20 protein-coding genes are annotated in these 25,116 nt (G+C 73.8%); 14 read left to right on the forward strand and 6 right to left on the reverse strand.

Going from position 1 to position 25,116, the window contains the following annotated elements; all coding sequences use genetic code 11:
- Nucleotides 1–162: 162 nt before the first annotated feature.
- The 3 genes from ACFZCD_RS29370 to ACFZCD_RS29380 all read left to right on the forward strand — a co-directional run bounded on the left by ACFZCD_RS29370 (nt 163) and on the right by ACFZCD_RS29380 (nt 4,532).
- Nucleotides 163–762 (forward strand): TetR/AcrR family transcriptional regulator, encoded by a 600-nt coding sequence (locus ACFZCD_RS29370; protein WP_391836037.1) that lies wholly within the window; start codon nt 163–165, stop codon nt 760–762.
- Nucleotides 763–873: 111 nt separating this feature from the next.
- Nucleotides 874–3,090 carry an MMPL family transporter gene (locus ACFZCD_RS29375; RefSeq protein ID WP_391836039.1) on the forward strand — a complete coding sequence of 739 codons (2,217 nt, stop codon included), beginning with the start codon at nt 874–876 and terminating at the stop codon, nt 3,088–3,090.
- 245 nt (nt 3,091–3,335) lie between these two features.
- Nucleotides 3,336–4,532 (forward strand): MarP family serine protease, encoded by a 1,197-nt coding sequence (locus tag ACFZCD_RS29380; RefSeq protein ID WP_391836041.1) that lies wholly within the window; start codon nt 3,336–3,338, stop codon nt 4,530–4,532.
- 22 nt (nt 4,533–4,554) lie between these two features.
- Here ACFZCD_RS29380 and ACFZCD_RS29385 read toward each other — a convergent pair whose 3' ends face one another.
- Both ACFZCD_RS29385 and ACFZCD_RS29390 read right to left on the reverse strand, forming a co-directional pair.
- Complete coding sequence (locus ACFZCD_RS29385; protein WP_391836043.1) at nt 4,555–5,403, reverse strand: HNH endonuclease family protein; 849 nt, start codon at nt 5,401–5,403, stop codon at nt 4,555–4,557.
- 120 nt (nt 5,404–5,523) lie between these two features.
- Nucleotides 5,524–7,557, reverse strand: a complete 2,034-nt coding sequence (locus tag ACFZCD_RS29390; RefSeq protein ID WP_391836045.1) for an MDR family MFS transporter — start codon at nt 7,555–7,557, stop codon at nt 5,524–5,526.
- Nucleotides 7,558–7,738: 181 nt separating this feature from the next.
- Here ACFZCD_RS29390 and ACFZCD_RS29395 point away from each other — a divergent pair, with 181 nt between their 5' ends.
- The 5 genes from ACFZCD_RS29395 (at nt 7,739) to ACFZCD_RS29415 (ending at nt 12,802) form a co-directional block, all read left to right on the forward strand.
- Nucleotides 7,739–8,929, forward strand: a complete 1,191-nt coding sequence (locus tag ACFZCD_RS29395; protein WP_391836047.1) for an energy-coupling factor ABC transporter permease — start codon at nt 7,739–7,741, stop codon at nt 8,927–8,929.
- 1 nt (nt 8,930) lies between these two features.
- The gene (gene cbiQ / locus ACFZCD_RS29400) at nt 8,931–9,704 is read left to right on the forward strand and encodes a cobalt ECF transporter T component CbiQ (RefSeq protein WP_391836049.1); all 774 of its coding nucleotides are present in this window, start codon (nt 8,931–8,933) and stop codon (nt 9,702–9,704) included.
- Complete coding sequence (locus ACFZCD_RS29405) at nt 9,701–10,513, forward strand: energy-coupling factor ABC transporter ATP-binding protein (protein ID WP_391836051.1); 813 nt, start codon at nt 9,701–9,703, stop codon at nt 10,511–10,513. The genes cbiQ and ACFZCD_RS29405 overlap by 4 nt, the downstream gene beginning before the upstream one ends.
- Before the next feature lie 122 nt (nt 10,514–10,635).
- Nucleotides 10,636–11,808, forward strand: a complete 1,173-nt coding sequence (locus tag ACFZCD_RS29410) for a serine hydrolase domain-containing protein (protein ID WP_391836053.1) — start codon at nt 10,636–10,638, stop codon at nt 11,806–11,808.
- 199 nt (nt 11,809–12,007) lie between these two features.
- Nucleotides 12,008–12,802 carry an SDR family NAD(P)-dependent oxidoreductase gene (locus ACFZCD_RS29415; RefSeq protein ID WP_391836055.1) on the forward strand — a complete coding sequence of 265 codons (795 nt, stop codon included), beginning with the start codon at nt 12,008–12,010 and terminating at the stop codon, nt 12,800–12,802.
- 31 nt (nt 12,803–12,833) lie between these two features.
- On the opposite strand, the gene ACFZCD_RS29420 is transcribed toward ACFZCD_RS29415, so the two are convergent.
- The 4 genes from ACFZCD_RS29420 to ACFZCD_RS29435 all read right to left on the reverse strand — a co-directional run bounded on the left by ACFZCD_RS29420 (nt 12,834) and on the right by ACFZCD_RS29435 (nt 18,852).
- The gene (locus tag ACFZCD_RS29420; RefSeq protein WP_391836057.1) at nt 12,834–13,685 is read right to left on the reverse strand and encodes an EamA family transporter; all 852 of its coding nucleotides are present in this window, start codon (nt 13,683–13,685) and stop codon (nt 12,834–12,836) included.
- A gap of 73 nt (nt 13,686–13,758) precedes the next feature.
- Nucleotides 13,759–15,114, reverse strand: coding sequence for an acyltransferase family protein (locus tag ACFZCD_RS29425; protein WP_391836059.1), 1,356 nt, complete (start codon nt 15,112–15,114; stop codon nt 13,759–13,761).
- Nucleotides 15,115–15,222: 108 nt separating this feature from the next.
- Entirely contained in the window at nt 15,223–16,860 is a 1,638-nt protein-coding gene (locus ACFZCD_RS29430; RefSeq protein WP_391836061.1) for a penicillin-binding transpeptidase domain-containing protein, read from the reverse strand.
- A gap of 180 nt (nt 16,861–17,040) precedes the next feature.
- Nucleotides 17,041–18,852, reverse strand: a complete 1,812-nt coding sequence (locus ACFZCD_RS29435; protein ID WP_391836063.1) for a dolichyl-phosphate-mannose--protein mannosyltransferase — start codon at nt 18,850–18,852, stop codon at nt 17,041–17,043.
- A gap of 60 nt (nt 18,853–18,912) precedes the next feature.
- Between ACFZCD_RS29435 and rsmI the strand changes: the two genes are divergently transcribed.
- The 6 genes from rsmI to ACFZCD_RS29465 all read left to right on the forward strand — a co-directional run bounded on the left by rsmI (nt 18,913) and on the right by ACFZCD_RS29465 (nt 24,969).
- Nucleotides 18,913–19,791: a 16S rRNA (cytidine(1402)-2'-O)-methyltransferase gene (rsmI, locus tag ACFZCD_RS29440; RefSeq protein WP_391836065.1), complete on the forward strand. Its 879-nt coding sequence runs from the start codon at nt 18,913–18,915 to the stop codon at nt 19,789–19,791.
- A gap of 162 nt (nt 19,792–19,953) precedes the next feature.
- Nucleotides 19,954–20,478: a hypothetical protein gene (locus ACFZCD_RS29445; protein WP_391836067.1), complete on the forward strand. Its 525-nt coding sequence runs from the start codon at nt 19,954–19,956 to the stop codon at nt 20,476–20,478.
- Between the two features lie 30 nt (nt 20,479–20,508).
- Nucleotides 20,509–21,471 carry a TatD family hydrolase gene (locus ACFZCD_RS29450; RefSeq protein WP_391836069.1) on the forward strand — a complete coding sequence of 321 codons (963 nt, stop codon included), beginning with the start codon at nt 20,509–20,511 and terminating at the stop codon, nt 21,469–21,471.
- A 122-nt stretch (nt 21,472–21,593) separates the two neighbouring features.
- Nucleotides 21,594–23,174 (forward strand): ubiquitin-like domain-containing protein, encoded by a 1,581-nt coding sequence (locus ACFZCD_RS29455; protein ID WP_391836071.1) that lies wholly within the window; start codon nt 21,594–21,596, stop codon nt 23,172–23,174.
- Nucleotides 23,171–24,055 carry a 16S rRNA (adenine(1518)-N(6)/adenine(1519)-N(6))-dimethyltransferase RsmA gene (rsmA, locus tag ACFZCD_RS29460; protein WP_391836073.1) on the forward strand — a complete coding sequence of 295 codons (885 nt, stop codon included), beginning with the start codon at nt 23,171–23,173 and terminating at the stop codon, nt 24,053–24,055. Before ACFZCD_RS29455 ends, rsmA begins: the two co-directional genes overlap by 4 nt.
- Nucleotides 24,052–24,969 carry a 4-(cytidine 5'-diphospho)-2-C-methyl-D-erythritol kinase gene (locus ACFZCD_RS29465; RefSeq protein ID WP_391836075.1) on the forward strand — a complete coding sequence of 306 codons (918 nt, stop codon included), beginning with the start codon at nt 24,052–24,054 and terminating at the stop codon, nt 24,967–24,969. Before rsmA ends, ACFZCD_RS29465 begins: the two co-directional genes overlap by 4 nt.
- Nucleotides 24,970–25,116 lie beyond the last annotated feature (147 nt).

Consider the following 25,116-nt stretch of genomic DNA (forward strand, 5'->3'; position numbering starts at 1 on the left):
CCGCCGGGAGCCGCGGCAACTCGGTCGGCGGACCCGGGACGGTAACCGGTCGTGACGGAGAACACGGGCGAAACGGCAGCGTTTCGATGCCGCGCCGTCGTATCTTCTAGGTGTACGAAACCGTTTCGTACGCGATGGACCCAGTAACCCAGGGAGGTGGACGTGTCCACGGAACCCGCCGGGCCCGCGGCGCGCCGCACCCGGCTCACCCCCGAGCGCGAGGCCGAGCTCTACGAGGCGGTCCTCGGCATCCTGCGCGAGGCCGGCTACGACGGCCTGACCATGGACGGCGTCGCCGCCCGCACGCACGCCAGCAAGGCCACCCTCTACCGCCAGTGGAAGGGCAAGCCCGAGCTGGTCGCGAGCGCGCTGCGGCACCAGAAGCCGGTCCAGCTGGCGGACATCGACACCGGCTCCCTGCGCGGTGACCTCCGCAAGATGGCCTGCGAGGTGGACGATGACCGGATGGCGCAGGACGCCGCCCTTATGCGCGGCCTGGGGCACGCGATCCACACCAACCCCGACCTGCGTCAAGCGCTGCGCGACGTGCTGATCCTGCCGGAGCACGAAGGGCTCCGCGCCATGCTGCAACGCGCGGTCGACCGGGGCGAGGTCGCCGCGGACAACCCCGCGCTCGGCTTCGTCACGCACATGATGCTGGGCGCGTTCATCGCCCGCTCCCTGATCGAGGACAAGTTCGCGGACGCCGCCTACCTGTCCCGTTACATCGACGCCGTGGTCCTCCCCGCCCTCGGCGTCTGACCCCCCACGGAACACCTCCCCCACACGGCCCACGTGACGTGCCGCTCTCGTCGTCGGGCTGCTTCCCCATGCCCTTGTTCGTCCACTGACCCGACGGGAGCACCACTCCTCGTGGCCACGTTCCTCTACAGACTCGGCCGGCTCGCCTTCCGGCGGCGCTGGTACTTCGCCCTGATATGGGTGGCGCTGCTGGTCCTCGCCGGGGCCGGCGCCGCCACCGCGTCCAAGTCCACCAACAACGACTTCTCCATCCCCGGCACGGAGGCGCAGCGCGCCTTCGACCTGCTGGAGAAGCGTTTCCCCGGCAACAACGAGCAGAACGCGTCCGCCCGTGTCGTCTTCAAGGCCCCGGAGGGCCAGAAGCTCACCGACCCGAAGAACAAGGCGGCCGTCGAGAAGGTCATCGGCGAGCTGAAGCACAGCGCGCAGGTGGCCGCCGCGGCCGACCCGTTCACGGCGAAGACCGTCAACCCGGCCGGCACCACCGGCTACGCCTCTGCCGCGTACAAGGTCAAGTCCATGGACCTGACCGAGGACTCGCGCACCGAGCTCAAGGAGGCCGCGCAGCACGGCCGTGACGCCGGGCTGACCGTCGAGGTCGGCGGCAGCGTGCTGCAGCAGATGCCCGAGGGCGGCTCCGAGGTCATCGGCATCGCCGTCTCCGCGGTCGTCCTGCTGATCACCTTCGGTTCGCTGGTCGCCGCGGGCCTGCCGCTCCTGACGGCCGTCATCGGCGTCGGCATCGGCGTCTCGTCCATCGCGGCGCTCGCGCCCCTGCTGGACCTCTCCGCCAACACCTCCACGCTCGCCATGATGATCGGCCTCGCGGTCGGCATCGACTACGCGCTGTTCATCGTCTCCCGCTACCGCGCGGAGCTGGCCGAGGGCCGCGAGCGCGAGGAGGCGGCCGGACGGGCCGTCGGAACCGCCGGTTCCGCGGTGGTCTTCGCGGGTCTCACCGTCGTCATCGCGCTGGCCGGCCTCATGGTCGTCAACATCCCCATGCTGACGAAGATGGGCATGGCGGCGGCGGGCACGGTCACCATCGCGGTGCTGATCGCGCTCTCGCTCATCCCCGCCCTGCTCGGCTTCGCCGGCAAGCAGGTGCTGGCCCGCAAGGTCCGCAAGGCCGGGCCGGACGCCGTCGCCGGCGACAAGCCGAACATGGGCACCCGCTGGGCCCGCTTCGTCCTGCGCAAGCCGGTCCTGGTGCTCGTGGCCGGTGTCCTGGGCCTGGGCGCCGTCGCGGTGCCCGCCGCCTCCCTGGAGCTGGGTCTCCCGGACGACGGCGCGGCCTCCAAGACCAGCACGCAGCGCAAGGCGTACGACCTGCTGTCCGAGGGCTTCGGGCCGGGCTTCAACGGCCCGCTCATGGTCATCACGGACGTCGAGGGGGCCAAGGACCCCAAGGGTGCGGTGCAGAAGGTCGGCGACACCCTGAAGGGTCTCGACGACGTCGCCACCGTGACGCCGGCGCACTTCAACCCGGCCGGTGACACGGCCATGCTCACCGTCGTGCCCAAGTCCAAGCCGACCAGCACGGAGACCGAGGACCTGGTCCACGCGATCCGCGACAAGGGCGTCTCCCTCAAGGCCGACACGGGCGCGCAGGTGCTCGTCACCGGCTCCACGGCGATGAACATCGACGTCTCGCAGAAGCTCAACGACGCCCTGCTGCCCTACCTGGCGCTGGTCGTGGGCCTCGCCTTCCTGCTGCTGATGGTCGTCTTCCGGTCGGTGCTGGTGCCGCTGAAGGCCGCGCTCGGCTTCCTGCTGTCGGTGGTCGCCGCGCTGGGTGCCGTCGTGGCGGTCTTCCAGTGGGGCTGGCTGGGCTCCGTCTTCGGCGTCGAGGAGACCGGGCCGATCATGAGCATGATGCCGATCTTCATGGTGGGCGTCGTCTTCGGTCTCGCCATGGACTACGAGGTCTTCCTCGTGACGCGGATGCGGGAGGCGTTCGTCCACGGCGAGCGGCCCGGGCAGGCCGTGGTGACCGGCTTCCGGCACGGGGCGCGGGTGGTGACGGCCGCCGCCATCATCATGATCAGCGTCTTCGCCGGCTTCATCGGCTCCTCCGAGCAGATGATCAAGATGATCGGCTTCGGCCTGGCCATCGCCGTCTTCTTCGACGCGTTCGTGGTCCGCATGGCCATCGTCCCGGCGGTGCTGGCACTGCTCGGCAAGGCGGCGTGGTGGCTGCCGGGGTGGCTCGCGAAGATCCTCCCGAACGTGGACGTGGAGGGCGAGGGCCTGCAGAAGCGGCTCGCGACGCCGGGGGCACCGGTGACGCCCGAGGCGGACGAGGACCGGGAGCTGGTCAAGGCCTGACCTGCCTGCCTGACCCGCTTCCCCTGCGCGACTGCGGCCCGGCGGTGCGGCTCCCCCTTGCGGGTGGGCGGCACCGCCGGGCCGCGCCGTTTCCGCGGCCGGCCCCGAGCCCGCCCCGGCGTGGCGTACGCCATGAATTCGCCCGGAATGGGAACCGCCCCCCGTCGTATCAGCGTTTCTTCAAGTCCACGGGTCGACGACCCGTGGGCGTGGTCGGGGGCGCGCGCGAAGGAAAGGGCTCCACCTTGAACCTGCTCGATCTGCTGCTGTTGCTCGTCGTGCTCGGCTACGCCGTCTCCGGCTACCGCCGGGGCCTCGTCGCCAGCGTCGTGCTGCTCGCCGGTTTCCTCGGCGGAGCCGTCCTCGGTGTGTGGGCGCTGCCGCTCGCCCTGGAGCCCTTCGACGCGGGGACGGCCACGGCGGCGGTCGTCGCCGTCCTGGTGGTCCTCGTCCCGGCCGCGATCGGCCACGCCCTGGCCGCCCGCCTCGCCTACGGCCTGCGCCGCAGGCTCACGTGGGCCCCGGTCCGGGGCGTGGACGGCATCGGCGGCGCCGCCGTCAACTCGCTGGCCGTGCTCCTGGTGGGCTGGGTCGCCGCGAGCGTGCTCGTCTCGGCGAATTCACCCCTCCTCACCCGGCAGATCAAGGACTCCGCCCTCCTCGGCGCCGTCCAGAAGGCGATGCCCGAGCAGGCCCCCACCTGGTTCAGCCGCACCACCGACGCCCTGAACGGCGCCGGATTCCCGCAGGTCTTCAACCCCTTCGAGAACGAGCCGGCGACGAGCGTCGCCCGGCCGTCCGGCGACGCCGTCACCCCCGCCGCGACGCGCGCCGCCCGCGAGAGCGTCGTCAAGGTGGAGGGCATAGCGAGCACGGGCGAGGGCCGCCGCGGCCAGGAGGGCAGCGGCTTCGTCTACGCCGCGCAGCACGTGATGACCAACGCCCACGTCGTGGCGGGCGTGCGCACCCCCACCGTGCGCGTCGGCGGCGTCGGCAAGGCGTACGAGGCGAAGGTCGTCCTCTTCGACCCGCGCACGGACGTCGCCGTCCTGGACGTGCCCGGCCTCAAGGCCCCCGTGCTGCCGTTCGACAAGAGCGCGAAGCGCAACGACGCGGCGATCGTGGCGGGCTTCCCGGAGAACGGCGGCCTCGACGTCCGCGCGGCCACCGTCGCCAACGAGCTCCGTGCCAAGGGCCAGGACATCTACGGCGACGGCGTGACCACCCGCCAGGTGTACTCCGTACGGTCCACCATCCGCCCGGGCAACTCGGGCGGCCCGCTCCTGACCCCCTCGGGCCGGGTCTACGGCGTGGTCTTCGCCCGCTCCACGGCCGACGCGGAGACGGGCTACGTCCTGACGACGGCGCAGGTCGCGGACGCCGCCCGGCGCGCGGCCGCGGCGACGGAGCCGGTGACCACCGGGAGCCGGGCGGCGCTGTAGCCCCGCCCGGCCCCGGGCGGGGTCAGGACGCGGGAGCGGTGGTGGCCCGGCAGCCCGCCAGGACCTGCTGCAGCTTGGCCTTCTCCGCGCTGGTGACGGTCAGCCGGTAGTAGTCCTTCACCCCGATCCACGCTTGGCTGTAGAGGCACGCGGCTCCGGCCTGGGGCAGCCACTTGTCCGGTCCCTTGTCGCCCTTGCGGCGGTTGCTCCAGGTGGACACCGCGATCAGCTGCGGCGTCGCGGTCAGGTCGTTGGCGAACTCCTGCCGCTTCCTCGGCGTCCAGGAGCGCGCCCCGGAGCCCCACGCGTGCCGCAGCGGCACGATGTGGTCGATGTCCACGTGCGCGGGATCGGCCATGTCCCTGTTGTCGTACTCGCTGTGCCACCGGCCGCCGACGACCTTGCACTTGCCGTCGAGCTTCGCCGGGACGAGGGACTGGAACTTGAGGGCGATCTGCCGTGTGGTGCACCGTTCGACGCCGTGCCGGACCCAGCACGTGGAGCCGAAGGCCGCACGGTGGTAGCCCTTGCTGCTGAAGGCCTTGACCTTCAGTTCGCCCAGCATGTGCCGGGCCTCCTTGACGTCCGGGAGGTTCCGGGGCCACTTCAGGGGCAGGCCGCGGCCGTGCTTGGCCGGGCCGGACGCGGCCCCGGTCTTGGGCGGCTTGCTGTAGACGTCGCCCTCGTCCGCCGCGGGCCCTTCGCAGGCGTTCTCGTCGAAGTCGAGAGGGGCTCGGTGCTGCTGCCCGGCGTGCGGGGCGGCGGGCGCGGGCGGCGGGGGCGTGGCCCGGGCCGCGGTCCCGGGGAGCGCTGCGGGAAGGGTGGCGATGGCGATGGCGATGGCGGTTCCCAGACGTCTGTACCGGCGCATGACGCATCTCCTCAAGGCTGCTGCGGATGCCGATGTGTCCGTCATGAGGGATTGCCAAGCGCGAGGTTAAAAGTGCGCTTTTATGACTAATTCACCCTTCCGGGCAGGGAAGTTGCTCCGTCACACCGCGATCCGTTCCTGTGTGTCCTCCGCCTCTTCCGCCTCCTCCAGCAGCCGCGCCGCCAGCGCGTCCAGCGCGCGGTCGAGCCGGGCCCGGTCCGCGGGGTCGCTCACGTCCCAGTCGCCCAGGCGCTCGGCCAGCCACGAGCGCCAGGTCGCGCCCAGCCGCTCGATCTCCGCCTCGCCCGCGGCCGTCAGCGCCAGCGCGTCCCCGTCCCGCCGCGCGTACCCCGCCTCCACCGCCCGCGCGAACGCCGGCTCCAGCACCTCCGGCGGCATCCGGTGCGCGGCCGCCACCGAGGACAGCGCGGCCTCGCCGCGGACGCGCAGCCGCCAGTGGATCTGGCCCAGCGTCCACGCCTCCGCCGGACCGAGCGGGCTGCCCGACTCCGCCAGCACCTGCCGGCTCACCGGCCCCTTCGCCTTGCGCATGACGCCCGCCACGGCCCGCTCCAGCTGCCGCTCCGCCTCCGCGGAGTCCGGCGCGGCGAAGCCCTCGCCCATGTCGGCCGCACCGGCCCGCGCACTGTCGCGCAGCGGCACCTCCTTGAGGAACCACGCCGCGACGAAGCCCGCCAGCGCCACCGGCACCACCCACAGGAACACGTAGTTCACGGTCTCCGCGTAGGCGTCGACGACCGGCCGGGCCTGCCCCGGCGGCAGCGCGGCCAGCCGCTGCGGGCTGACCACGGCGGACGGCGGGACGCCGGGCGAGCGGAGCAGCGCCTCGGCCAGGTTCGGCTTGAGCCGGTTGCCGTAGAGCGTGCCGAAGACTGCTGTGCCGAAGGCGCTGCCGAGCGTGCGGAAGAACGTGACGCCCGAGGTGGCCGTGCCCAGCTCGTGGTACGGGACGGTGTTCTGCACGGCGATCGTCAGCACCTGCATGGCCAGCCCGATGCCCGTCCCCAGCACGAACATGTACAGCGATTCGAGCCACGCCCCCGTCGACGCCCCCATCGTCGACATCAGGAACAGCCCCAGCGCCATGACGGCCATGCCCGCAATGGGGAACGCCCGGTAGCGCCCGGTGCGGCTGATGACGACGCCCGAGACCATGGACGCGCCCAGCAGCCCGGCGACCATCGGCAGCGCCCGGACGCCCGACATCGTCGCCGAGACCCCGTCCACGTACTGCAGGTACGTCGGCAGGTACGTCAGCGCGCCCAGCATCGCGAAGCCCACGATGAAGCTGAGGACGGAGCAGACGGTGAAGACGGGGTTGCGGAAGAGGTGCATGGGGAGCATGGGCTCCGCGGCCCGCTGCTCCACCAGGACGAACGCGGTCAGGAGGACGACCGCGCCCGCGAAGAGACCGATGATCACGGGCGAGGCCCAGGCGTACGTGCTGCCGCCCCACTCCAGGCCCAGGACGAGCGCGGAGGCGCCCGCGGCCACCAGCGCGATGCCCGCGTAGTCGATGACGGGCCGCACCGCCGAGCGGACCGCGGGGACGGTCCGTGCCGCCATCACCACCATCACGACGGCGACGGGCACGTTCACGTAGAAGCACCAGCGCCACGTCGCGTGGTCGGTGAAGACGCCGCCGAGCGTCGGGCCGACGACCGTCGTCACGCCGAAGACCGCGCCCAGCGCGCCCTGGTACTTGCCGCGCTCGCGCAGCGGGATGACGTCCGCGATCAGCGCCATGGCGGTGACCATCAGGCCGCCGCCCCCGATGCCCTGCACGGCGCGCGCCGCGATCAGCATCACCATGGAGCCCGCGGCGCCCGCGAAGACGGAACCGGCCGTGAAGACGACCGCGCTGAGCTGGAAGACGACCTTCCGGCCGAAGAGGTCGCCGAACTTGCCGACGAGGACCGTCGAGACGGTCTCGGCCAGCAGGTACGCCGTGACCACCCAGGCCATGTGCCCGCCGCCGCCGAGGTCCGCGACGATCGTCGGCAGGGCGGTGGAGACGATCGTCTGGTCGAGGGCCGCGAGCAGCATGCCGAGCACGATCGTGACGAAGACCAGGTTCGTGCGGCGGCGGCCGAGCACGGGCGGGGCCTTGGTCACCGGCGGGGCCGTGGTCATGAGCCCAGCATTCGGGGGACGGGCGCGGGCCGCCACCGGGGCGGCGCCGGGGGTGTCACCGGGGGCGGCGCGCGGCGGGGCGAGGGGCGCGCAGCCGCGTGTCGCAAGCTCTTGCGAACGATTCGCAAAGAGCCCCTATCATCGAGCGGCCCGTTGCGGGCAGGAAGTGAGGGGTGACGCCATGCACGTACCCGACGGATTCATCGACGCGCCGGTCTCCGCCGGCACCGCCGTGGTCGCCGCGGCGGCCGTCGCCGTGAGCCTGCGCGGTGCCCGGCGCGAGCTGGACGACAAGGCCGCGCCGCTCGCCGGCCTCGTCGCGGCGTTCATCTTCGCGGTTCAGATGCTGAACTTCCCCGTGGCGGCGGGCACGAGCGGGCACCTGCTGGGCGGCGCGCTGGCGGCGGTCCTCGTCGGCCCGTACACGGGGGTGCTCTGCATATCCGTCGTCCTGCTCATGCAGGGCGTCCTCTTCGCGGACGGCGGGCTCACCGCGCTCGGCATCAACATCACCGACATGGGCATCGTCACGACGGTGGTGGCCTACGCGGTCTTCCGCGTGCTGGTGCGGGTGCTTCCGCGGGGGCGTACGGGGCTGAGCGTGGCGTCGTTCGCGGCGGCTCTGGTCTCGGTCCCGGCCGCGGCGGCCGCCTTCACCCTGATCTACGCGATCGGGGGGACGACGGACGTCCCGGTGCACCAGGTGTTCACGGCGATGGTCGGCGTCCACGTCCTGATCGGCCTGGGCGAGGCGGTGATCACCGCGCTGACGGTGAGCGCGGTGGCGGCGGTCCGCCCGGACCTGGTCCGCGGCGCGCAGGGTCTCTTGCGCCCGCTGGAGATCCGCACGGCCGCGGTCACGAGCCCGGCGTTTTCTTCCCCCCGCGATGACGACCAGCCACAGCGGCGCAGCCCGGCGGTGCCGAGCGACCTCGGGCCGGATGGGCACCGCCGGTCCGGTCCGGAGGGGCTGAGCGCCGTCGCGGCGGAAGGAGTGGCCGAGGCCTCGGCCGGGTCCCCGGGCCCCCGCAGCGGGAAGCGGTGGTGGCTGGCCGGGGTGGCCGCGGCGCTCGTCTGTGCCGGGGGGCTCAGCTACTACGCCTCCACCAGCCCCGACGGCCTCGAAAAGGTCGCCCACGACAAGGGCATCGACAGCAAGGAGGAAGCGCACGCCGCCAAGGACTCCCCCCTCGCCGACTACCAGGTCAAGGACGTCGCCGACGAGCGCCTCTCCGGCGGCCTGGCCGGCGTGATCGGCGTCGGCGCCACCCTCGCCGTCGGCACGGGCGTCTTCGTCACCCTCCGCCGCAAGCGCGACCGCGACCGGGACTCCGACCGGGCCCGCCCCGCATCCGAGCCGGCGGCCCGCTGACATGTCCGCCGGTCACGCCCACAAGCTCTACCGCCACGCCGACAGCCCCGTCCACGCCCTCCCCCCGCACTGCAAGATCGCAGCCGTCCTCGCCTTCGTCCTCACCGTCGTGGCGACCCCGCGGGAAGCGGTCTGGGCCTTCGGGCTCTACGCGGTGCTCGTCGGCGCCGCGGCGGCCGCGGCGCGCATCCCCGCCCGCTTCCTGCTCCGCCGCCTGCTGATCGAGATCCCGTTCGTGGCGTTCGCGCTGCTCATGCCGTTCGTCGTCCCGGGCGAACAGGTGCGCCTCCCGGGCGGGCTGTCCGTCAGCGAACCCGGCCTGTGGGGCGCCTGGAACGTCCTCGCCAAGGGCACCCTCGGCGTGGCCGCCTCCGTGCTCCTCGCCTCGACGACGGAGCTCCGCTCGCTCCTCCTCGGCCTGCAGCGCCTCCGCATGCCCCCGCTGCTCGTCCAGATCGCCTCCTTCATGATCCGCTACGGGGACGTGGTCACCGACGAGATGCGCCGGATGCGCATCGCCCGCGAATCCCGCGGCTTCACCGCCCGCGGCGTACGCCACTGGGGCGTCCTGGCCAGGTCCGCGGGCGCGCTGTTCATCCGCTCCTACGAGCGCGGCGAACGCGTCCACCTGGCGATGATCAGCCGGGGCTACACCGGCACGATGCCCGTGACCGACGACGCGCCCGCGACCCGTACGCAGTGGACGCACGCCGCCGCACTGCCGCTGGCCGCCCTCGCGGTCTGCCTGACCGGATGGACATGGACCCTGACATGACGACGACAGCCCGTACGACGACGGCCCGCCCGGGCCCCTCGCCCCTCTCCCTGGACGTCTCCGGCCTCGCCTACGCCTACCCCGACGGCCACCAGGCCCTCTTCGGCGTCGACCTGGAGGTCGCCCGCGGCGAGCGCGTCGCGCTGCTCGGCCCGAACGGCGCCGGCAAGACGACGCTCGTCCTGCACCTCAACGGCATCCTCGGCGGCGGCCTCGGCACGGTCCGCGTCGCGGGCCTGCCCGTCGAGAAGCGGAACCTCGCCGAGGTCCGCCGCCGCGTCGGCATCGTCTTCCAGGACCCCGACGACCAGCTGTTCATGCCCACCGTCCGCGAGGACGTCGCCTTCGGCCCGGCCGCGGCGGGCCTGCGCGGCGCCCGGCTCACGGCGTGCGTGGACAAGGCCCTGGCGCAGGTCGGCATGGCCGGCTACGCGGACCGCCCGCCGCACCACCTCTCCTTCGGGCAGCGCCGCCGCGTCGCCGTGGCGACCGTCCTCGCCATGGAGCCGGAGATCCTCGTCCTGGACGAGCCCTCCTCCAACCTCGACCCGGCCTCCCGCCGCGAGCTCGCCGACATCCTCCGCTCCCTGGACGTGACGGTGCTCATGGTCACGCACGACCTCCCGTACGCCCTGGAGCTGTGCGAGCGCTCCGTCGTCCTCAGCGAGGGCGTCATCACGGCGGACGGCCCGACCCGGGACCTGCTGTGTGACGAGGAACTCATGCGGGCCCACCGCCTGGAGCTGCCGTTCGGCTTCGACCCCCGCACGGCGCGGCCGGACGAGGCCGTACCGGGCGGGCGGAAGTGACCGGGAGCGCCGCGGGCTGACGTGTTCGCGGCGGGTCCCTCCACCCCCGGTCTACGCGCATTGACGACCGCGTTGCACCATGGTGGAGGAATTTGCGGCAATCGGCACAGGAGCAGGCAACAGTGGTGGACGTCCAGGGCACGGTGGCGGACGGTTTCGAACCGGTCCGGGACGCCTTCGCGGAGAACTTCGCCCGGCGCGGCGAGCGGGGTGCGGCGGTCGCCGTCTACCGCGAGGGGCGCAAGGTCGTCGACCTGTGGGGCGGGGTGCGGGACGCCGACGGCGGCGAGGAGCCGTGGCGGCGCGGCACCGCGCAGATCGTCCGCTCCGCGACGAAGGGCGTGGCGGCGGCCGTCCTGCTGCTCCTGCACCAGCGCGGACAGGTGGACCTGGACGCGCCCGTCGGCACGTACTGGCCCGAGTTCAAGGCGGCCGGCAAGGAGCGCGTCCTCGTCCGGCACCTCCTCTCGCACCGAGCCGGGCTGCCCGCGCTCGACACGCCCCTCACCCCCGCCCAGGCCGTCGACGGCGTCAGCGGGCCCGCGGCGCTGGCCGCCCAGGCCCCGGCCTGGGAGCCGGGCACGGCGCACGGCTACCACGCCCAGACGTACAGCTGGCTGCTCGGCGAGCTGGTCGAGCGCATCACCGGGCGGCCCATCGGGCGCTGGGTGGCCCAGGAGATAGCCGGGCCGCTGGGCCTGGACCTATGGCTGGGCCTGCCGGAGGCGGAGCAGGACCGGGTGGGCCGCATCGCCGACATCGAGCCGCCGGCGGCTCCGCCGTCGGCGGGGCTGCGGGTGCGCCCGAAGCAGGCCGTCACCGACGCCTACCGCGACCCGGAGTCCCTCACCCGGCGGGCCTTCGCCGCGATCTCGCCGGCGGCGGACGAGAACGACCCGGCGTACCGCGCCGCCGGGCTGCCCGCCTCCGCGGGCATCGCCACGGCGGACGCGCTCGCCCGCTTCTACGCGTCCCTGATCGGCGACGTGGACGGCGTGCGGCGCCTCTTCGCGCCCGCGACGCTGACGCTGGCCCGCACGGAGGAGTCCGCCGGACCGGACAAGGTCCTGGTCGTCAGCACCCGCTTCGGCCTCGGCTACATGCTCCACGGCCCGTCCTCCCCCCTCCTCGCCCCCGGCTCCTTCGGCCACCCGGGCCGCGGCGGCTCCCTGGCCTTCGCCGACCCGGAGTCGTCGCTGTCCTTCGCGTACGTCACGAACGGCATGCAGAAAAACGTCACGGCGGACCCCCGCGCCCAGTCCTTGGTACGGGCCCTCGCGAACACGCTCGCGTAACGGGGCCCCTGGCGGGGGCGAGTGGCCCGGCCACGAACTCCCGCCGCAGCGGTGCTCAGCCCCTACGGATGTATCCGGCGGCGCCGAGCGGCCTCCGGCCCGTGGGGCACCGCCGGCCCGCGCCGCGCATGTGGCGCCCAGGCGCGGTTCGTGCCGGGACTCTTTCGTCCGCGGCCGCGGGTGCCTACGGTTGCCATCCATGCAGCCCCTGAAGCGCTTCGACGGCTACTCCGTCCTGGTCACCGGCGCCGGCCGTGGCATCGGTGCCGCCACCGCGCGCCGCCTCGCCGCCGAAGGCGCCCGCGTCCTCGTCACGGACCTCGACGGCGACCGGGCCGCCCGCTGCGCGGCCCGGCTCCGGGAGGACGGTCTCGCCGCCGAGGCGCACGTCTGCGACGTGGGTGACCGGGCGGCCGTCGAGGCGGCGGTGGCGTACGCCGTGGAGCGGTTCGGCGGGCTGGACGTGCTGGTCAACAACGCGTACTCGTTCCACGCCGACCCCCCGCTCGTCGAGGACGTCACCGACGACGCCTGGTCGAGGGACCTCGACATCACCCTGACCGGCGCGTTCCGCTGCGTACGGGCGGCCGTCCCGCACCTGGCCGCGGCCCCGGACCGCCGCGGCGCCGTCGTCAGCATCGGCTCCGTCAACGGCGAGCAGGACTACGGCAACCACGCCTACAGCGCCGCCAAAGCAGGCCTGGCGGGCCTGACCCGCACCCTCGCGGGCCAGTGCGCGCCCCGCGGCGTACGCGTCAACCTCGTCGCCCCGGGCACGGTCCGCACGCCCGGCTGGGACGGCCGCCCGGGCGCGCTGGAGCGGGCGGCGGAGCAGTACCCGCTGGGCCGGGTCGGCGAGCCGGAGGACATCGCGGCGGCCGTCGCCTTCCTCGCCTCGCGCGACGCCGCGTGGATCACGGGCGTCACCCTGCCCGTGGACGGCGGCATCCTCATCGGCAATATCGGCCTGCAGCGCGCCTTCAAGGGGCAGTGAGCCCCGGCCCCCGTCCCCGGGCGTCGCGGCCTCACCCCGCGTGCAGCATCATCCCGATCCCCGCCACCATCAGCCCCGCCGCCGCCACCCGCGGCGCCCCGAACCGCTCCTTGAAGAACAGCGCCCCGATCGCCGCCCCCACCAGGATCGACGACTCCCGCAGCGCCGAGATCGGCGCGAGGTCCGCGCGCGTCTGCGCCCACAGCACGAGCCCGTACGCGGCCACCGACAGCGCCCCGCCCGCCAGCCCCCGCACCGCGTACGGCCTGATCTCCGCCGCGAACCGCCCGCGCCGCGTCACCATCGCGTACACGGGGATCGCGCAGCCCTCCAGGATCATCAGCCACGCGATGTAGCCGAGCGGCGTCCCGGAGGCGCGTACGCCGAGACCGTCCACGACCGTGTACGCGGCGATGGACAGGCCCGTGGCCGCGGCGGCGGCGACGGCCGCCCAGTGCGGCCGCGCCCCCGCGCCCCGGATGCCCCAGAGCGCGAGCCCGACCAGCCCGGCGGAGGCCACGAGCACCCCCGCCGCCTGCCAGCCGCCGGGCGTCTCGCCGGCGAACACGGCGGCCAGGACGGTCACCGCCAGCGGCGCCGTGCCGCGGGCGATCGGGTACATCTGCCCGAAGTCGCCGAGCGTGAACGACCGCATCAGCAGCATCTGGTAGACGACGTGCAGCACGGCCGAGCCCAGCAGGTACGGCCACGCCGCGCCGTCCGGCAGCGGCGCGAAGCAGGCCAGGACCGCCCCGCACAGCGTCCCGCCGCCCCCGACGAGCGTGAAGGCGAGGAGCTGGTCCCTGATGCCGTGCGCGATGGCGTTCCAACTGGCGTGCGTGACGGCGGCGATCAGGACGGCCGTGGCCACCAAAGGGGTCATGGGCCAGGACGCTAGCGCCGTGTGTACGGTGCACGCGATGTTGCGCGTCACACGGAGGCGCTCACGGAGGCGCTCACGCCCTGCCGGCGCCGGACCTGCCCGCCGTCTCCACGAGCAGCCAGCCGGCCGCGCACATGAGGACGGTGACGGGCGCGGTGACGCGCACCGCGACGAGCACGGCGGAGTGCCCTTCCAGGAGCCCGCCGAAGCCCACCATGGACAGCCCGAGCACGCCGAAGAGGGCGAGGGTGACGCCGAGGGCGGCCGCGGGGGCGGCGCCGCGCCGGGCGGAGGCGGCGCTCGTGCCGGAGGCGGGCGACGGCGGCTGTTCGGCCTGGCGGAAGACGGCGACGAGCAGCGCCGTCACGGCCGCCGCGGCCGCGATGCGGGGCGGCACCTGGAGCCACCAGTCCGCGCTCGCCGGCTCCGGCAGCGGCACGTGCGCCGCGAGCATCGCGCCGTAGACGCCGAGCATCGCCGTGAGGTGCCAGAGGAAGGCCGTCATCGCGATGCCGTTCGCGGCGATGACGGAGCGCCAGACGCGAGGGCGGGCCACCGCGCGCGTCATGGGGCCGCGCAGCAGCTCGACCGCGCCGATCAGCCACATGCCGTGGCAGAGCAGGGCGGCGGTGGGCGGCGCCATGTTGCTGATCTTCTCGCCCGGCATGCCCACCATCGACAGGGGGTACGGGCCGGAGGCCACGAGCGCGACGGCCCCGGCGAGCCCGGCGGCGGCGAGGACCGCGGGCCGGCGCAGGCGCCCGTCGGCGCGCAGGAAGCCGAGCTGGTGGACGGCCAGCCAGACGAAGGCGAAGTTGAGGAACTCGACGTACGGGACGCCGGCCGCGAACCGCAGCACGTCGACCGCGGCCGCGGCCGCGACCAGGGCGGCGAAGGCGCCCCAGCCGTAGCGCTCGTGGAGGCGCAGGAGGGGCGGGGTGAAGGCCACCATGGCGAGGTAGATGCCGATGAACCAGAGCGGCTGGGCGACGAGCCGGGCGGCGACGTCCGTCAGCGCGCCGTTCCCGCCCGCCAGTTGTACGGCGAGCGCGCCCGCGCCCCAGACGGCGACGAAGAGCATCGTGGGGCGGAGGAGGCGCTGGAGGCGGGCGCGGAGGAAGAGGGCGTAGGCGGGGCCGCCGCCGGTGCGGCGGGCGAGGGAGCGGTAGGAGAGGGCGTGAGAGAAGCCGCCGACGAAGAAGAACACCGGCATCACCTGCAGGAACCAGGTGAGCAGTTGCAGCTTCGGCTCGACCGCGAGCAGGTTGCCGACGGCGGCCCGGCCGCCGCCGTCCACGGTCACGGCGGCCATGAGCCAGTGCCCCAGCACGACGGTCCCGAGGGACGCCACGCGCAGCAGGTCGATGACGCGGTCGCGCCCCCCGGGTGTCGCCGCGGCGAGCTCCCGCGCGCTGATCTTCTTTCCCATGGGAGCAAGGTCGCGCGCGGGGGCGCCCCCGCACCACTGCCGGGATACTCAGATCGCATCTGAGTACGGGCGGCCGGAAGGGGCGCGGGCACCGCCGGATCCGTCCGCCTAGGACGCCCGCAGGACCGAGGCCACGACCGGGCCCGCCGAGTCGCCGCCGTGGCCGCCCCGCATGACCGTCGCCGCTGCCGCGACGTCGCCGCGGTACGCGGTGAACCAGCCGTTCGGCTGCGGCTGGCCGTCGACCTCCGCCGACCCCGTCTTCGCGCCGACGTCGCCGCCGAGCCCGGACATCGCGTGCGCCCCCGTGCCGGACGTGGCCGTGAGCCGCATCATGCCCCGCAGCTGTTCGGCGATGCCGCCCGGCAGGGGCCGCGCCGCCCGCGCGAGCTGACGGTCGTCGACCGACGGGTCGACCAGGTAGGGCTGGTGGAAGGAGCCCGCCCGCACGGTCGCCGCCATCGACGCGACGTTGAGCGCCGACATCTGCACCTTGCCCTGCCCGATCATCGCCGCCGCCTTCCCCGCCCCGGACTCGGCCGGCACGCTGCCGTCGAACGTCGCGACGCCCGGCTTCCACTCCAGGCCCAGCCCGAAGACGTCGCGCGCCTCGGCCGCGAGCGCCCCGTCGTCGACGTTGCCGGCCAGGGAGATGAAGGCCGTGTTGCAGGAGGCGGCGAAGTCCTGGGCGAAGGTCGCGCCGGGGTTCTCGCTCTCCTCGACGTTGTGGAAGCGCATCCCGTACGTCGCGTACTTCGGGCACGGCAGCGGCTTGCCGGGCGAGGCCTTGCCGGTCTCCAGCAGCATCGCCGCCGTGACGAGCTTCATCGTGGAGCCGGGCGCGGTCTGCCCCATCAGGGCGACGTTGAACTCGGTCTTCCTGGAATTGGCGACGGCGAGGATCTCGCCCGTACTGGCCTTGAGGGCCACGACCGACGCGTCGTCACGGCGGTTCACGGCCGCCTCGGCCGCCCGCTGCACCCCCGCGTCGAGGGTGGTCTTCAGCTGGGCGGACTTGCCCTTGGAGACGACGTGCAGCGTCTTCGGCGCTGCGGCCCCGGCCCCGGACCCGGCCCCACTCGCCGGCACGGCCCGCACCTCCACCGCCGGCTCGCCCCCCGCCTTCGCCCCGAACCGCTTGCGCAGCTGCGGCAGTACGGAGGCGAGCGACGGGTAGTCCTTGGCGTCCAGCTTCGTGCCGTTGCGGTCGAGCGCGTCGAGCTCGGGCGGCGCGCCCGCGTTCGTCTGCAGGGTCTCGCCCTGCGCGAGCTGCGGGTGGATGACGGCGGGCTGCCAGTCGACGAGGGCCTGCCCGGTGCTCCGGCCGCGCACGACGTCGAGCGAGGAGTCGTACGTCCAGGTCGAGCGCTGCTTCCCGTAGGAGATCTCGGCGCTCACCGAGAACGGCACCTTGGCGCCCTGCGGGGTGCCGGGCTTCAGGGACACCTTCTCGACGTGGGCGGTCTCGCGGTAGCCGGCGAGGGCGGCCGTCGCCGCGCCGCTGTTGTCGGTGAGGGCCGCGGCCTTGGCCGTGTCGCCGGACTCCCAGGCGGCGAGGAAGTCGCGCGCCGTCTTCTTGACCTCGTCCGCCGTCGGCGGCCCGGTTCTCAGCGGGGCGGGTTTCCCGTGTGCGCCTGTCGACCCGTCACCCGCCACTGCGTCGACCAGGTTGTACGCACCCAGACCGGCCGCCCCCACGATCCCCGCGGCCACGACCCCGACAGCGATCCTCACACCCTTGCGCATGCGTCAGCCCCCTCCAGGCCCCGAGCCTCCCCGCCCGGTTTAATCATCTGATTAAAACCTCTGTGTGGGCACTGTACGGGAAGGGTGGGGCGAGAGAGGGCGATTTGGCCGGAACCGGTCCTTCGGGGGGTTCTCGGGGGCCCTAACGAGTCACTGACTTAACGTCACATTCACGAATCGTCAGATCCACGAGTCGAACCACATCCGGTTCCGCCACGCCCCCATCGGGATCGGCTGCCCGGTGTAGATCGGCCAGAAATAGATGAAGTTCCAGGCGATCAGCAGCACCAGCGTGCCCGCGCCGACCGCGCCCGCCACCCGCCGCCGCTCCGAGGACCCCGGCGGCCCCAGGATCGCGCCGGTCATCATGGCCAGCGCCAGGCACAGGAACGGCAGGAACGCCACCGCGTAGAAGACGAAGATGGTGCGCTCCTGCCACAGGAACCAGGGCAGGTATCCGGCCGCGACCCCGCACAGCACCGCGCCCGCCCGCCAGTCGCGCCGCAGCGCCCACCGGTAGAGCAGGTACAGCACGGCGAAGCACGCCGCCCACCACAGCAGCGGGGTGCCCAGCGCGAGCACCTCGCGGGCGCACTTGTCCGCCGCGTCCACCGGGCAGCCGTCCTCGCCGGGCTTCGGCGACTCGTAGAAGTACGAGACGGGGCGCGCCTGGACCAGCCAGCTCCACGGGTTGGACTGGTACGTGTGCGGCGAGGTGAGCGTGGTGTTGAAGTCCCACACCTCCTGCTCGTACTTCCACAGGCTGCGCAGCGGGTTGAGGATTCCGGAGAGGAAGCCGTCCGTGCCGTAGCCGCCGTCGTTCTCGGCCCAGTGCCGGTAGTAGCCGCTGTGCTGCCAGCCGTTCTTCTCGCTGTACGTGCCGCTGTTCGCGAACCAGCCGCTCCACGACGCCACGTAGACCGCCAGGGCCACCGGCACCGTCGACAGGAACGCCCACGGCACGTCCCGGCGCAGCGCCGAGCGGTACGGGCGGCGCGCCCCCGCCGTGCGGCGGGCCCCCGCGTCCCACAGGACGACCATCAGGCCGAACGCGGCCAGGAACACCGCGCCGTTCCACTTCGTGGCGCAGGCCAGGCCCAGGAACACGCCCGCCGCGATCCGCCACGGGCGCAGGCCGAGGCGCAGGCCGTCGCCGACCCCGTCGTCGGGGCGCGCCACGCCGTCCTCGCCGACCGGCAGGGCGGCGGCCAGCCGGGCGCGCGACCGGTCGCGGTCCACGAGGACGCAGCCGAACGCGGCCAGCACGAAGAACATCAGCACCGAGTCGAGCAGCGACGTGCGGCTCATCACGAAGTGCAGGCCGTCCACGGCCATCAGGGCGCCCGCGACGCAGCCCAGGAAGGTGGAGCGGAAGAGGCGGCGGCCGATGCGGCACAGCATCAGCACGGACGCGGTGCCGAGCACCGCCACCATGAAGCGCCAGCCGAACGGGTTCAGGCCGAAGAGCCATTCGCCGATGCCGATGACCCATTTGCCGACGGGCGGGTGCACCACGTACCCCGGCGCGTCCGGGACGTCGGTCCAGCCGGCGATGACCTTGTCGTTGATGTCGTCCGGCCACTTCGCCTCGTAGCCGTAGCGCCACAGCGCCCAGGCGTCCTTGGCGTAGTAGGTCTCGTCGAATATCACGGCCTTGGGGCTGCCCAGGTGCCAGAAGCGGAGCAGGCCGGCGAACAGGGTGACCAGCAGCGGGGCCGTCCAGCCCGAGGTGCGCGCCAGCCGGCGCGCGATTTCCGGGCGGAAGCCCAGCAGTGACCACAGCCGCGTGCCCGGCTCCGGGAACGGGGGTACGAGCCGCTCCCGCACGTCCGTCTGCGGCCGGGCCGCGTAGCCGAACCGGCGGAGTCTGAGCTGCCACGGGGGTGGCTGCTCGCCTGCGGTCCGGCCCTTCGGGGCGTGCGTTGCGGTGTCACTGGTCACCGCGCCATCGTAGGGAACCAGCCTGTGGGGCGGCGGATCACCGCGGCGCATGTCCGCGCCCGGCCCGCCGGGCGGCCCCCGCCGCCGCGGTCGCCTGGGAGAATGAGAGGCGTGACTGGAACGCTCGTACTTGCAGGGACTCCCATCGGCGACGTCGCCGACGCTCCCCCACGCCTCGCCGCCGAGCTCGCCGCCGCCGAGGTGATCGCCGCGGAGGACACCCGCCGCCTGCGGAGGCTGACCCAGGCGCTGGGTGTGCACACCACCGGCCGGGTGGTGTCGTACTTCGAGGGGAACGAGTCGGCCCGTACGCCCGAGCTGGTGGAGGCGCTCGCGGGCGGTGCCCGCGTCCTGCTCGTCACGGACGCCGGCATGCCGTCCGTGTCCGACCCGGGCTACCGCCTCGTCGCGGCGGCCGTCGAGCGGGACATCAAGGTCACGGCCGTCCCCGGGCCGTCCGCCGTGCTGACGGCGCTGGCCGTGAGCGGCCTGCCCGTGGACCGCTTCTGCTTCGAGGGCTTCCTGCCCCGCAAGGCCGGCGAGCGCCTCGCCCGCCTCCGCGACGCGGCCGCCGAGCGCCGCACGCTGGTCTACTTCGAGGCCCCGCACCGCCTCGACGACACCCTGGCCGCGATGGCCGAGGCCTTCGGCGCGGACCGCCGCGCCGCGGTCTGCCGCGAGCTGACGAAGACCTACGAGGAGGTCAAGCGCGGCCCGCTGAAGGATTTGGCGGCCTGGGCCGCCGAGGGCGTCCGCGGCGAGATCACGATCGTGGTGGAGGGCGCCCCGGAGCCGGGGCCCCAGGAGCTGGGCGCCGAGGAGCTCGTGCGCCGCGTAAGGGCGCGCGAGGAGGCCGGCGAGCGCCGTAAGGAAGCCATCGCGGCCGTGGCTGCGGAAGCAGGCCTACCCAAACGAGAGGTCTTCGATGCCGTCGTGGCAGCAAAAAATGCGCCACATCAGGGCCCATCGGAGAGTAAAGGGATAATCTGAAAAGCAAAGCTTAGGCCTGGCAGCCTGGGATTTTGGGCAGTGCGACGCCAAGTTTGCCCCAATTCGGGGGATAGGCTGCTGCGTCTTCGCCGGGATGGGCGTTCCCTGGTGGTGGGACGTCCGGTCCCGGAGAGACTTGTCCTCAGGACAAGAGGAGCTGCCATGAGCGAGATCGCAGGAACCTCGAACGGTGTCCACTCGATAGCCGGCCCGCAGCCGGTCCCCGAGCGCAGCACATTCGCCGCCGCACCCCCGACCGTGCTGGAGACGGACACCGTGCACGAGTCGTACTCCTTCGCCTGCATGCGGTGCGGCCACGGCTGGGAGCAGTCGTACGAGATCAAGCACCACACGGACGCCGAGGGCCGGCCCTTCGTCATCTACTACGCGGACGGCGAGCGCGTGCCGTCCCCGCTGACCCGCCCCACCTGCGTGAACTGCGGCGAGCACGTCGTGCGCATCATGCGGTCCGGCCGCGTCTCGCTCATCGCGGACGTCCTGCACCGCCCCGCCCACGAGGTCCCGGCCACCCAGCAGGCCCCCGCTGGCCCCCTGCACGCCGGCGGCCCCGAGCCGTGGCACCGGAAGCGGCGGGAGGAGGGCTCCGGCGAGCCCGAGCGGGACCACCACTGGCACCTCTCGGACCTCCTGCACCCCTTCCGGGCCCACCGCGAGCACCAGCGCTAGAGGCGAACACGCCCGCCTAGAATCGCTCGCATGGCGGCAACAGCATCGAACGGCAACGCACAGGGCCGGAACGGCAAGAACGACAAGGACGCCCCGCCGCCGCTCCCGGCGCCGCTCGGCGTTCCCGTGGCCGATTCGCACACCCACCTGGACATGCTTCCCATGCTGCCGCTGGAAGGTGCTCCCACCAGTGGCCGCCCCGGAAGCGACGACACGGTCCGCGAGGCACTCGCCAAGGCCGCCTCCGTCGGCGTGACGACCGTCGTCCAGGTGGGGTGCGACGTCGCCGGCTCCCGGTGGGCGGCGGAGACGGCCGCCGCGCACGACGGCGTCTGGGCCACCGTGGCCCTGCACCCCAACGAGGCGCCCCGCATCGTCCACGGCGACCCCGACGGCTGGTCGCGCCAGGGCACCCGGCCCGCCGGCGGCCCGGAGGCCCTGGACGCCGCCCTCGCCGAGATCGACCGCCTGGCCGCGCTCCCGCAGGTCAAGGGCGTCGGCGAGACCGGCCTCGACTTCTTCCGCACCGGCCCGGAGGGCATGGCCGCGCAGGAGTACTCCTTCCGCCGCCACATCGACATCGCCAAGCGCCACGGCAAGGCCCTGGTCATCCACGACCGCGAGGCCCACGCCGACGTCCTGCGCGTCCTGGAGGAGGAGGGCGCGCCGGAGGCCGTCGTCTTCCACTGCTTCTCCGGCGACGCCGCCATGGCGAAGGTCTGCGCCGACAACGGCTACTACATGTCCTTCGCCGGCAACGTCACCTTCAAGAACGCCCGGCCCCTCCGCGACGCCCTCACCGTCGCGCCGCTCGACCTGATCCTGGTCGAGACCGACGCGCCCTTCCTGACCCCCGCCCCCTATCGCGGACGGCCCAACGCGCCGTACCTCATTCCGGTCACGTTGCGCGCCATGGCGGCCCACAAGGAGATCGGCGAGGACGCCCTGGCCACAGCCGTGGCGGCGAACACCGCGCGGGCTTTCGGCTACTGAGCGCCACCGCGCGCCCCCTGCACGCCCCCGCGCCCCGCGACACCGTGTGATGATCCGACTTTGGAGAGTGACGTCCCCTCCGCTACAGTCCCGGGCCGAAGCCCGACCCAGGGGAGCGTCACGTGACTCATGCACAGGGCAGCCCCCGCGCCGCACGCAGCGGTGCGGCGGAAGCACCGCCGTACGACCCGTTCGACCCTTACAGCCCCTACGCCGCACACGACCCGTACGACCCGCACGATCCGTACTTCGACGGCCGCTACGACCTGTACGCCGCCTATGTGGCCCCGGTCGGGCCCTACCCGATATACGAACCGGCGCCGGCGGCCGGCGGCCCGGGCCCGGCTCCGTACGACCCGTTCCTGCCCGAGCCGCGCGAGTCCGCAGGCCCCGGCCGGCCGCACGACGACCAGGCGTACGACCTGCCCCACGAGCCGCCGCACCTGCCGCGCCAGCCCCTGACCAGGGAGGCGTACGCCGTCGGCGGGACGGCGGACGGCGCCGTGGAAGCCCCCTCCGCGCGCGAGGCCCCGGAGACCGCCGCGGCCCGCCCCGCCTCCGACCGGCGCGCCGGCAGCCGCGGCCGCAAGCGCCCGGGCGACCGCCCCGACGCCCTGCGCAAACTGCTCCCGCAGGCCCTCGTCGTCGCGTTCCTGGCCGGCGGCACGTCCGCGTTCGTCGCCGACGACAAGACCGTCCGCCTGACCGTCGACGGCCACGAGCGCGTCCTGCACACCTTCGCCGACGACGTCGACGAGCTCCTCGCCGACCAGGGCATGGACCTCGGCGAGCACGACGCCGTCTCGCCCGGCCACGGCCACGACCTCGCCCGCGGCGACGAGATCTCCGTCCGCTACGGCCGCCCCCTGGCCCTCACCCTCGACGGCGAGCACCACCGCATGTGGACCACCGCCCGCACCGTCGACGGCGCCCTGCGGCAGCTCGGCGTGCGCGCGGAGGGTGCGTACCTCTCGGCCGACCGGTCCGCCCCCATCGGCCGCCAGGGCCTGGACCTCGACGTGCGCACCGAGCGCACCGTCACCTTCATGGCCGACGGCCGCGAGCGCACCATCCGCACCAACGCCGCCACCGTCCACGAGGCCGTCGAACAGGCCGGCATCTCCCTCCACGGCGAGGACACCACCTCCGTCGACCCCGACAGCTTCCCCCGCGAGGGCCAGACGATCTCCGTCATGCGGATCACCGGCAGCCAGGAGGTCCGCGAGGAGCCCATCGACTTCACCACCGAACGCCACGACGACCCCACCCTCTTCAAGGGCACCGAGGTCGTCTCCCAGCGCGGCGAGAAGGGCGTGGAGCGCATCACGTACGCGCTGCGCACCGTCAACGGCGTCAAGCAGAAGCCGCGCCGCATCGCCTCCGAGACCGTGCAGCAGCCCCGCCCCCAGATCGTGCGCGTCGGCACCAAGGCCCGCCCGGTGTCCGTCCAGAGCGCCGGCGCGGACGGCCTGAACTGGGACGGGCTCGCCCAGTGCGAGGCCGGCGGCCGCCCGGACGCCGTCGACCCCTCCGGCACGTACGGCGGGCTGTACCAGTTCGACACCCACACCTGGCACTCCCTCGGCGGCAGCGGCCGCCCGCAGGACGCACCCGCCTCCGAGCAGACGCTGCGGGCGAAGAAGCTCTACGTCAGCCGGGGGGCGAGCCCGTGGCCCGTGTGCGGCCGTAAACTTCACGGGTGAGCTCCAGCCCCAGCCCCAGCGCAGACGAACCCGGCGCCCTCCTCGGCCCCGCCGACATCCGTGAGCTGGCCGCAGCCCTCGGGGTCCGCCCCACCAAGCAGCGCGGCCAGAACTTCGTGATCGACGCCAACACGGTCCGGCGCATCGTCCGCACCGCCGGAGTGCGGCCCGACGACGTGGTCGTCGAGGTCGGCCCGGGCCTGGGGTCGCTGACCCTCGCCCTGCTGGAGGCCGCCGACCGGGTCGTCGCGGTCGAGATCGACGACGTGCTGGCGGCCGCCCTGCCGTCGACCATCGCCGCGCGCATGCCGGAGCGGGCCGACCGCTTCTCGCTCGTCCACTGCGACGCCATGCACGTGCAGGAGCTGCCGGTCGCGCCGACCGCGCTCGTCGCCAACCTGCCCTACAACGTCGCCGTGCCGGTCCTGCTGCACATGCTCGACCGCTTCCCCGGCATCGAGCGCACGCTCGTCATGGTCCAGGCCGAGGTCGCCGACCGGCTCGCCGCCGCCCCCGGCAACAAGGTCTACGGCGTGCCCTCCGTGAAGGCCAACTGGTACGCGGAGGTCAAGCGCGCGGGCGCCATCGGGCGCAACGTCTTCTGGCCCGCGCCGAACGTCGACTCGGGCCTCGTGTCGCTGGTCCGCCGGGACAAGCCGATCGAGACGACCGCGACGAAGGACGAGGTCTTCGCCGTCGTCGACGCGGCGTTCGCCCAGCGCCGCAAGACGCTGCGGGCGGCGCTGGCCGGCTGGGCCGGCTCCGCGGCCGCCGCCGAGGCCGCCCTGGTGGCGGCCGGTGTGTCGCCGCAGGCGCGCGGCGAGGCCCTGACCGTGTACGAGTTCGCCGCCATCGCCGAGCAGAAGGGTGCCGCTCAGTGACCGCGGCCGGTTCCGTGACTGTGCGCGTCCCCGCGAAGGTCAACGTCCAGCTGGCGGTCGGCCCGCTGCGCCCGGACGGCTTCCACGACCTGGCCAACGTCTTCCTGGCGGTCGGCCTGTACGACGTGGTCACGGTGACCGCGGCGGACGAGCTGCGGGTGACCTGCTCCGGCCCGGACGCCGGTCAGGTGCCGCTGGACGCGAGCAACCTCGCGGCCCGCGCCGCCCTGGCCCTCGCCGCGCGGCACGGCCGGGAGGCGAACGTCCACATCCACATCAGCAAGGACATCCCCGTCGCCGGCGGCATGGCGGGCGGCAGCGCGGACGGTGCGGGCGCGCTGCTCGCGTGCGACGAGCTGTGGGGCACGGCCGCCTCGCGCGAAGAACTGCTGGAGATCTGCGCCGAGCTGGGCAGCGACGTGCCGTTCAGCCTGGTGGGCGGGGCGGCCCTGGGCCGCGGCAGGGGCGAGCTCCTGACCCCCGTCGAGACCGGCGGCACCTTCCACTGGGTGTTCGCCGTCGCCGACGGCGGCCTGTCGACCCCCGCCGTGTACGGGGAGTGCGACCGGCTGCGCGCGGACTCGCCCGTCCCCGCCCCGGACCCCTCGCCCGCGCTGCTGGAGGCCCTGCGCGCCGGGGACGCGGTGGCGCTGGCGGCCGCGGTCGGCAACGACCTGCAGGCGGCGGCGGTCTCGCTGCGGCCCTCGCTGAGCGCGACGCTCGCGGCCGGCACGGAGGCGGGCGCGCTCGCGGCGATGGTCTCGGGCTCCGGCCCGACCACGGCGTTCCTCGTCAGCGACGAGTCCCAGGCCGAGAAGGTCGCGGAAGCCCTGAAGGCCTCGGGCACCTGCCGGGCGGTCAGGGTCGCGGCGGGCCCGGTCCCCGGCGCGACCGTCCACCCCTTCGGCGAGTAGCACCCGGCGCACCCGGAAGCAGCGTGCGGGCGCCCGCCCGGCTCGTCGCCGGCGGTGCGCCCCACGCCCCGCGGTAGGGCTACCCCCACCCCCGTTGACCTGCTGTTCCCATGGGGCGGGGCGGGCCGCGTCCCTAGCGTGGAGCCC

It is taken from the genome of Streptomyces sp. NPDC008001 (genome assembly GCF_042958085.1).
In the GTDB taxonomy this organism is placed as follows: domain Bacteria; phylum Actinomycetota; class Actinomycetes; order Streptomycetales; family Streptomycetaceae; genus Streptomyces.

Bases quoted from the DNA above. Each gene is read 5' to 3' on its own strand.
- ACFZCD_RS29385 (WP_391836043.1), bottom strand. From the start codon at position 5,403: ATGCGCCGGTACAGACGTCTGGGAACCGCCATCGCCATCGCCATCGCC.
- ACFZCD_RS29390 (WP_391836045.1), bottom strand. From the start codon at position 7,557: ATGACCACGGCCCCGCCGGTGACCAAGGCCCCGCCCGTGCTCGGCCGC.
- ACFZCD_RS29395 (WP_391836047.1), top strand. From the start codon at position 7,739: ATGCACGTACCCGACGGATTCATCGACGCGCCGGTCTCCGCCGGCACC.
- cbiQ (WP_391836049.1), top strand. From the start codon at position 8,931: ATGTCCGCCGGTCACGCCCACAAGCTCTACCGCCACGCCGACAGCCCC.
- ACFZCD_RS29405 (WP_391836051.1), top strand. From the start codon at position 9,701: ATGACGACGACAGCCCGTACGACGACGGCCCGCCCGGGCCCCTCGCCC.
- ACFZCD_RS29415 (WP_391836055.1), top strand. From the start codon at position 12,008: ATGCAGCCCCTGAAGCGCTTCGACGGCTACTCCGTCCTGGTCACCGGC.
- ACFZCD_RS29420 (WP_391836057.1), bottom strand. From the start codon at position 13,685: ATGACCCCTTTGGTGGCCACGGCCGTCCTGATCGCCGCCGTCACGCAC.
- ACFZCD_RS29425 (WP_391836059.1), bottom strand. From the start codon at position 15,114: ATGGGAAAGAAGATCAGCGCGCGGGAGCTCGCCGCGGCGACACCCGGG.
- ACFZCD_RS29430 (WP_391836061.1), bottom strand. From the start codon at position 16,860: ATGCGCAAGGGTGTGAGGATCGCTGTCGGGGTCGTGGCCGCGGGGATC.
- ACFZCD_RS29435 (WP_391836063.1), bottom strand. From the start codon at position 18,852: ATGCGCCGCGGTGATCCGCCGCCCCACAGGCTGGTTCCCTACGATGGC.
- ACFZCD_RS29445 (WP_391836067.1), top strand. From the start codon at position 19,954: ATGAGCGAGATCGCAGGAACCTCGAACGGTGTCCACTCGATAGCCGGC.
- ACFZCD_RS29450 (WP_391836069.1), top strand. From the start codon at position 20,509: ATGGCGGCAACAGCATCGAACGGCAACGCACAGGGCCGGAACGGCAAG.